Origin of the sequence: Shewanella sairae (assembly GCF_023283535.1) — a bacterium.
GTDB classification, from domain to species: Bacteria; Pseudomonadota; Gammaproteobacteria; order Enterobacterales; family Shewanellaceae; genus Shewanella; species Shewanella sairae.
In genome coordinates, this window is the sequence record NZ_JAKILT010000099.1 from 1 (window position 1) to 7236 (window position 7236).

General features: G+C 42.2%; 5 protein-coding genes and 5 tRNA genes. 8 read left to right on the top strand and 2 right to left on the bottom strand.

Going from position 1 to position 7236, the window contains the following annotated elements; genetic code table 11:
- Positions 1-320 precede the first annotated feature (320 nt).
- Positions 321-1397 carry a PLP-dependent cysteine synthase family protein gene (locus L2748_RS22460; protein ID WP_276516309.1) on the top strand — a complete coding sequence of 359 codons (1077 nt, stop codon included), beginning with the start codon at positions 321-323 and terminating at the stop codon, positions 1395-1397.
- Between the two features lie 100 nt (positions 1398-1497).
- Here the strand turns inward: L2748_RS22460 and queE are convergent, their stop codons facing one another.
- A complete protein-coding gene (gene queE, locus L2748_RS22465) occupies positions 1498-2166 on the bottom strand; it encodes a 7-carboxy-7-deazaguanine synthase QueE (protein WP_220782169.1) in 669 nt (222 codons plus the stop codon).
- Between the two features lie 126 nt (positions 2167-2292).
- On the opposite strand from queE, the gene queC reads away from it, so the two are divergent.
- Together queC and rrtA are read left to right on the top strand one after the other, a co-directional pair.
- A complete protein-coding gene (gene queC, locus L2748_RS22470; RefSeq protein WP_220782168.1) occupies positions 2293-2979 on the top strand; it encodes a 7-cyano-7-deazaguanine synthase QueC in 687 nt (228 codons plus the stop codon).
- A gap of 7 nt (positions 2980-2986) precedes the next feature.
- Positions 2987-3595: a rhombosortase gene (rrtA, locus tag L2748_RS22475; RefSeq protein WP_220782167.1), complete on the top strand. Its 609-nt coding sequence runs from the start codon at positions 2987-2989 to the stop codon at positions 3593-3595.
- Between the two features lie 67 nt (positions 3596-3662).
- On the opposite strand, the gene uvrB is transcribed toward rrtA, so the two are convergent.
- Positions 3663-5669 carry an excinuclease ABC subunit UvrB gene (gene uvrB, locus L2748_RS22480; RefSeq protein WP_220782166.1) on the bottom strand — a complete coding sequence of 669 codons (2007 nt, stop codon included), beginning with the start codon at positions 5667-5669 and terminating at the stop codon, positions 3663-3665.
- A gap of 1026 nt (positions 5670-6695) precedes the next feature.
- Here uvrB and L2748_RS22485 point away from each other — a divergent pair.
- From L2748_RS22485 to L2748_RS22505, 5 genes are all read left to right on the top strand, one after another.
- Positions 6696-6771 (top strand) — tRNA-Asn (locus L2748_RS22485).
- A gap of 45 nt (positions 6772-6816) precedes the next feature.
- A tRNA-Asn gene (locus L2748_RS22490) sits at positions 6817-6892 on the top strand.
- A 40-nt stretch (positions 6893-6932) separates the two neighbouring features.
- A tRNA-Asn gene (locus L2748_RS22495) sits at positions 6933-7008 on the top strand.
- A 41-nt stretch (positions 7009-7049) separates the two neighbouring features.
- Positions 7050-7125 (top strand) — tRNA-Asn (locus L2748_RS22500).
- A gap of 32 nt (positions 7126-7157) precedes the next feature.
- Positions 7158-7233: transfer RNA gene (locus tag L2748_RS22505), tRNA-Asn, on the top strand.
- Positions 7234-7236 lie beyond the last annotated feature (3 nt).

Genomic DNA, 7236 nt, shown 5'->3' on the forward strand with positions numbered 1-7236 from the left:
AGGGGTTCCCGAGTGGCCAAAGGGATCAGACTGTAAATCTGACGGCTCAGCCTTCGAAGGTTCGAATCCTTCTCCCTCCACCACTTCTTAATCACTTCCTTTTCCTGTAGTCCATTACCCCAAATTACTAACATTGACTTTAACTTAACTCCTAAGTCTGTTCGTATTAAATAATGCAATAAATGCTATATCAATAGACACCTCACTACCTCATATCCTTAGCTTAATATTACAAGCCAAACCTTTATGCTTTTTCTGCTACCAATCTAGCTACCTTTTCACTATGATTTGCTTTAAATGTATTAATCAGAGACTAGATCGTGACTAATTCTTGGATAAATCAAGCAATCGAGAAAATTGAAGCGGACTTTCAACGTAGCGCTGACACTCACTTAATAAAGCTCGACACGCCAACTTTAAACGGTATTGATATCTACCTTAAAGACGAAAGTACCCACCCTACGGGAAGTTTAAAACACCGCCTAGCACGGTCACTGTTTCTTTATGCACTCTGTAATGGTTGGATCAAAGAAGGCACCACGGTAATTGAGTCCTCTTCTGGTAGTACTGCGGTATCTGAGGCTTACTTTGCCCGTTTGCTGGGTTTACCTTTTATCGCCGTTATGCCGAGCACTACCGCTAAACGTAAGGTTCAACAAATTGAATTTTACGGCGGACAATGCCATTTTGTAGATCACTCAAGTAAAATCTACGCTGAGTCTGAACGTCTTGCTAACGAGCTCGATGGGCACTATATGGACCAGTTTACCTATGCAGAAAGGGCTACCGACTGGCGAGGTAATAACAATATTGCCAATTCAATCTTTGACCAAATGAAAAAAGAGCAACATGCTATTCCGAGCTGGATTGTAATGAGTCCCGGAACTGGCGGCACCTCAGCAACAATTGGCCGCTATATTCGCTACCAAAGGTTAAGCAGTAAACTTTGCGTTGTCGATCCTGAAAACTCGGTGTTCTTTGACTACTTCACTAGCGGCGATAACACTGTCACCTGCGATAATGGCAGTAAAATTGAAGGGATTGGTCGCCCACGTGCTGAACCTTCGTTCATTCCTGGTGTGGTCGACGAAATGCGTAAAATCCCCGACCCTGCTTCTGTCGCGACCATCAACTGGTTAGAAAGAATCATTGGCCGTAAAACTGGAGCATCAACGGGCACAAATTTGTATGGCGCATTACAGCTTGCAAGCGAGATGGCAGCCAAAGGCGAAGTAGGCTCTATCGTCACCCTAATCTGTGATTCAGGTGAGCGCTATTTAGATACTTATTACAATCCCACTTGGATTGCAGAAAACATCGGTGATTTAGCCCCCTATAATGCGGCACTCGAAAAGTTTAGCGAAACAGGTCGCTTAACTTGCCCATGCGATAACTAAAATTGAGCTTACAAAAAAGCCCTTACATGAAGAATGTAAGGGCTTTTAGTATTTTGGAGTTAACTAACTCAAAACACTCGATTAAGTAGAAACCGTAATTCTAATCAATATCTAAATACTTATGGGTCTGGATTGATAAACGCCAATTACGTGCAATACAGGTTCTCATAGCCAACTCTGTTGCTCTCGGTTTTTGACTAATAGGCTGCAAACAAACGGTTTTCCCCGTTAAATCGATATCAGCTAATAAGTTATCTAATTCATCAATATGCTTTTGGGTGGCAACTGGGTGCTTAATCTCATCGGCGCGATTTAACGCTTGCTCTAACACAGAGTATCCGCCTTTCATATTTACTTTTGGCGATACGGTCACCCATGTTTTTGCATCACAAACAACCTCGAACGTGCCACTGGTTTCAATTTGTGTTTGATAACCTTCGCTATGAAGATAACTTGTTAATTCATCCAAGTTATATAAACAGGGTTCGCCGCCCGTAATAACCACATGCTTTGCATTAAAACCTTTATCGACAAACGCTTTCACTAATTCTTGTGCGGTTAACTCAGCCCAGCGCCCGATTGTGCCGTCAACTTGAATAACCAGCTCTGGTGCAACTCGGTTTTGTTCAAGTAATTCCCATGTTTGCTTAGTATCACACCAAGAACAACCAACAGGACAACCTTGAAGTCTGACAAAAATAGCCGGCACTCCGGTAAACGTCCCCTCGCCTTGTATTGTTTCAAACACTTCATTTACTGGATATTTCATTTTTTTGCCTCTTGGTTAACCGGGGCGCAGTTATAGAGGATTTCGCCCTTAGTCGCAAGTAGTTTAAAAGCATTCGTTGCTGCGTTAAACTATGCAATCTTATTTATTACAAGATTATATTTAATTATGTCAAAAGCCGTTGTAGTTTTTAGTGGTGGTCAAGATTCGACAACCTGCCTCATCCAAGCCCTTCAACAATTTGATGAGGTGCACGGCATTACCTTCGATTATGGACAACGACATAGAGAAGAAATTGAAATAGCACAAGATATTGGGATCAAATTAAAGCTTGCTAGCCATAAAGTGATGGATGTGACATTACTTAATGAGTTAGCTATCTCGGCGCTGACTCGTGACTCAATCCCGGTTTCTAATGAGCTTATGGAAAATGGCTTACCTAATACGTTCGTTCCAGGTCGAAACATCTTATTTCTGACATTAGCAGGCATTTATGCTTATCAGTTAGGTGCAGATACCGTCATTACTGGGGTCTGTGAAACCGACTTTTCTGGTTACCCCGATTGCCGCAATGATTTTGTAAAAGCCATGCAAGCTGCATTAGAACAAGGTATGGATAAAAAGCTGACTATTTCGACTCCGCTGATGTGGCTTGATAAAGCTGAAACATGGGCACTCGCCGATCAATTGCAAAGCTTAGACCTCATTCGCCATGAAACATTAACTTGTTATAACGGGATTAAAGGGGATGGTTGTGGCACTTGCCCGGCTTGTTTATTAAGAAAGCGTGGTCTCGAAGACTACCTCAACAACAAACAAACCATTATGGCTCAACTTTGCGCTAAATCGCGATAAATTGACCATGCTGGCGCTAATAAAGCCTAATGGCAAAAGCCATCTATCACTAAATAGCCCTTATCTAGTCGCATTTATCTGTAGCTTACTTTGTACAGCCCTATTTGCGTTCGGGCTAGATAATGAACTTTCTTACCAAAGATATTTAATCTTAGAAAGTCAATGGTGGCGATTACTCACGGGTAACCTATTGCACACCAACCTCTGGCACTTAGTGATGAATTTAACAGGGCTTTGGGTGATCATTGCATTACATGAACAGCATTATCGAGCAACTAAGCTCAGTGTTTTGTTTATCATTCTGTGTTTACTGCAAGGGATAGGCTTACTGGCTTTTTACCCTGAATTGGTCGGCTATGTCGGTTTGAGCGGCATGTTACACGGACTTTTTGCCTATGGTGCCGTGTTTGATATTCGCCAAGGTTATAAAAGCGGCTACTTGTTGCTGCTTGGCGTTATCTTAAAGGTGGCTTATGAGCAATATTATGGCGCTAGCGCCGAAGTCACAGCGCTTATCGATGCACGGGTGGCAACTGAAGCCCACTTAATTGGTTTAATGTGTGGCTTAACCTGCGCAGGGATAGTTTTAGTGTATTTGGCAAGTCGGGCTAAATAGCATTACATCTGATACGAAAAAGGCAGCGGATTTATCAAGCTGCCTTTTTCTTCATCTATTGATCAAATTACGCTTTTATAAATTGCTCTCTTAAACGGCCAACTTTGTCACGAATCGCCGCAGCTTCCTCAAACTCTAGATTCTTGGCATGTTCGTGCATCTGTTTTTCAAGCCTATCAATTTCATGACTAATATCTGCTGGTTTCACATGGTACTCAGCATCACTTTCTGCGACACGTTTAAGCCTGTCTTGGGAAATATCACTGGTATCACCAACGTCCATTACATCAGTGATCTTCTTAATGACCCCTTTTGGCGTAATGCCATTATCAAGGTTATATTGATGCTGTTTTTCGCGGCGACGATTGGTTTCGGTTATCGCTTTATCCATCGATTTTGTAATACGGTCGCCATATAAGATCACCTTACCATTCACATTACGCGCGGCGCGGCCGATGGTCTGGATAAGCGAGCGTTCAGAACGCAAAAAGCCTTCTTTGTCAGCGTCTAAAATACATACCAAAGATACCTCAGGCATGTCTAACCCTTCTCGAAGTAAGTTAATGCCGATGAGCACATCAAATACACCAAGTCGTAAGTCACGAATAATCTCAACTCGCTCTACAGTATCAATATCAGAATGCAAGTAACGCACTTTAACGCCATGCTCATCTAAGTATTCCGTTAAGTCCTCAGACATGCGTTTGGTCAGCGTAGTCACCAGCACACGCTCATTTACTGCGACTCGCTTGCCGATCTCCGACAATAAATCATCGACTTGTATACCAACAGGTCGTACTTCGATTTCAGGGTCGAGCAAGCCTGTCGGACGCACTACCTGCTCTGCAATTTCGCCATCAGACTTATCAATTTCATAATCACTTGGCGTCGCTGACACAAAGATACTTTGTGGCATTAAGGCTTCGAACTCTTCAAACTTCAAAGGACGGTTATCGAGCGCTGACGGTAAACGGAAGCCATATTCAACGAGATTCATTTTTCTAGAGCGATCACCTTTATACATGGCGCCAATTTGTGGCACAGTAACGTGAGACTCATCGATAATTAGTAATCCGTCTTCTGGTAAGTAATCCAATAGTGTTGGCGGTCCATCTCCAGGTGCACGACCAGAGAGATACCGAGAGTAGTTTTCAATACCAGAGCAGTAACCCAGCTCAGTCATCATCTCAACATCGTATTGTACACGCTCGGAGATCCGCTGTTCTTCAATTAACTTATTCAGATCCAGTAGCTGCTTTTTTCTATCTCTTAGTTCTTCTTTAATCTCTTCTGTTGCCGCTAAAATTGATTCTCGTGGCGTCACATAGTGGCTTTTAGGGTAAACTGTCGTTCGCGCAATACGTTTAACGATATGACCCGTAAGCGGATCAAACATACTTAGCCGCTCGATCTCATCATCAAACAACTCAATTCTAATTGCATGTTTGTCTGAGTCTGCGGGGAAAATATCTATCACCTCCCCCCGAACACGATAAGTACCGCGCTGCAGTTCGATATCGTTGCGGGTATATTGCAGCTCACTTAACCGTTTTAAGATCTCGCGCTGCTGCATAATCCCGCCTTCACGCAGATGTAGTAGCATTTTCATGTAAGATTTGGGATCGCCCAAACCATAAATGGCAGAAACAGACGCGATTAAAACGACATCTTTTCGTTCAAGCAGTGCTTTAGTGGCAGAAAGGCGCATCTGCTCAATGTGGGCGTTAACAGAAGCGTCTTTTTCAATAAAAGTGCCTGTTGAAGGTACATAAGCTTCAGGTTGATAGTAGTCGTAATACGACACAAAATACTCAACCGCGTTATGAGGGAAGAACTCTTTCATCTCGCCGTAAAGCTGTGCAGCCAAAGTCTTGTTTGGAGCCATAATAATCGTTGGCCGCGACATTTTTTCAATCACATTGGCTATAGTAAATGTTTTACCAGAGCCTGTAACACCAAGTAATGTCTGGCAAGCCACACCGGACTCAAGGCCATCGACAAGTTTATTAATCGCGGTTGGTTGATCGCCAGCCGGCTTATACATGGATTCTAATTGAAATACAGATTCAGACACGCAAATACTTCCTTGGCAAGATAGGCCATTATTTTACCCTAATTTAGATAAGAAATGGTGTGACATTGTAATTTAGCTTAAGCAAGCATATGTATCATTATGCAGAGCCTAATCGATAGCAACCCGAACTAAAAAATTCAGTACATTAAAAATAGAAGACATATATGCTAACGCAGACAAAATAAGTCCTTCATCTAGTAGCATTTGACCACATGTCGTTTTTGGGTATGACTGGCGAAATGGGCACGGGCAGGATAATTGCCAATTTTCACTAACGCTTATAAACCCATAGAGCGTACGCCATATAAAGAGCACAAGCGTTAACGGCGTTGTGCCGACAATATTATGATGTAAGACCACTGCATATTAGCAAGAGCCAAAGGTTAGGCTAAAACCATTGAAACTTTATAACGTCTCAATAGAGACTCCCGTTATAACTAACCTTTACGTCAACACCAGTAAAATAGGCTGATTAATTCACAATACTAGCCGACAAGTTTGTTACAAGATTCTTACAAGGTTTATCATAGCTCAAATTAACTGTTGCTTTTTCCATCACACTGTTTTTAATCATGAAAAAAAAACGCAGATAATTTCGTCCAATTTAACCTCAAGTCACTACCCATCAGCTTTAGAAGCACGTTTTTGTGAGTAACCCACAGGCTTATCCACAGATTTAGTGGATAACTCTTGCAAACCTTGTCGCTATGGGCATTTTTACAGCAACTACTCCAACTTCAGGTAAACGCCATTTACTGTAATTTTACTACATTTGTAATTAAGACCTCTTTGTTGTCCAGACTTCTACATTCCAATCAGAAATTGCACAATCGAAAACTTCGAATAACTCATAGGCTTATACCACCGCTGTTCATATATTAACAAAAATGCTGCATTCACCACCGTTATGTGCGTTAGATGACCACTTAAGCGTATAATTTCATTTTTTTTCCCTTGTCGAGTTGACTCAGTTGTAAGAGCGATTTAATATGCGCTCCGTCTTCAACGAGACGTAACTTAAACGCTTCCCCTGTAGTTCAGTTGGTAGAACGGCGGACTGTTAATCCGTATGTCACTGGTTCGAGTCCAGTCTGGGGAGCCAAGTTAAGTTAAATTAGATAATTATCTAATAGATATGAAAAGTAATTCCCCTGTAGTTCAGTTGGTAGAACGGCGGACTGTTAATCCGTATGTCACTGGTTCGAGTCCAGTCTGGGGAGCCACTTTTTATCTTATTCGGTAAGTATCACTAAAAATAGCAATTCCCCTGTAGTTCAGTTGGTAGAACGGCGGACTGTTAATCCGTATGTCACTGGTTCGAGTCCAGTCTGGGGAGCCATTTTTAGTCAAAGTTGTAGACTGTTATAAAAGTATTGCGAATCCCCTGTAGTTCAGTTGGTAGAACGGCGGACTGTTAATCCGTATGTCACTGGTTCGAGTCCAGTCTGGGGAGCCACTTTTATAATGTTAAAAATTTAAAGTATCGATTCCCCTGTAGTTCAGTTGGTAGAACGGCGGACTGTTAATCCGTATGTCACTGGTTCGAGTCCAGTCTGGGGAGCCACTT

Bases quoted from the DNA above. Each gene is read 5' to 3' on its own strand.
- queE (WP_220782169.1), bottom strand. From the start codon at position 2,166: ATGAAATATCCAGTAAATGAAGTGTTTGAAACAATACAAGGCGAGGGG.
- queC (WP_220782168.1), top strand. From the start codon at position 2,293: ATGTCAAAAGCCGTTGTAGTTTTTAGTGGTGGTCAAGATTCGACAACC.
- rrtA (WP_220782167.1), top strand. From the start codon at position 2,987: ATGCTGGCGCTAATAAAGCCTAATGGCAAAAGCCATCTATCACTAAAT.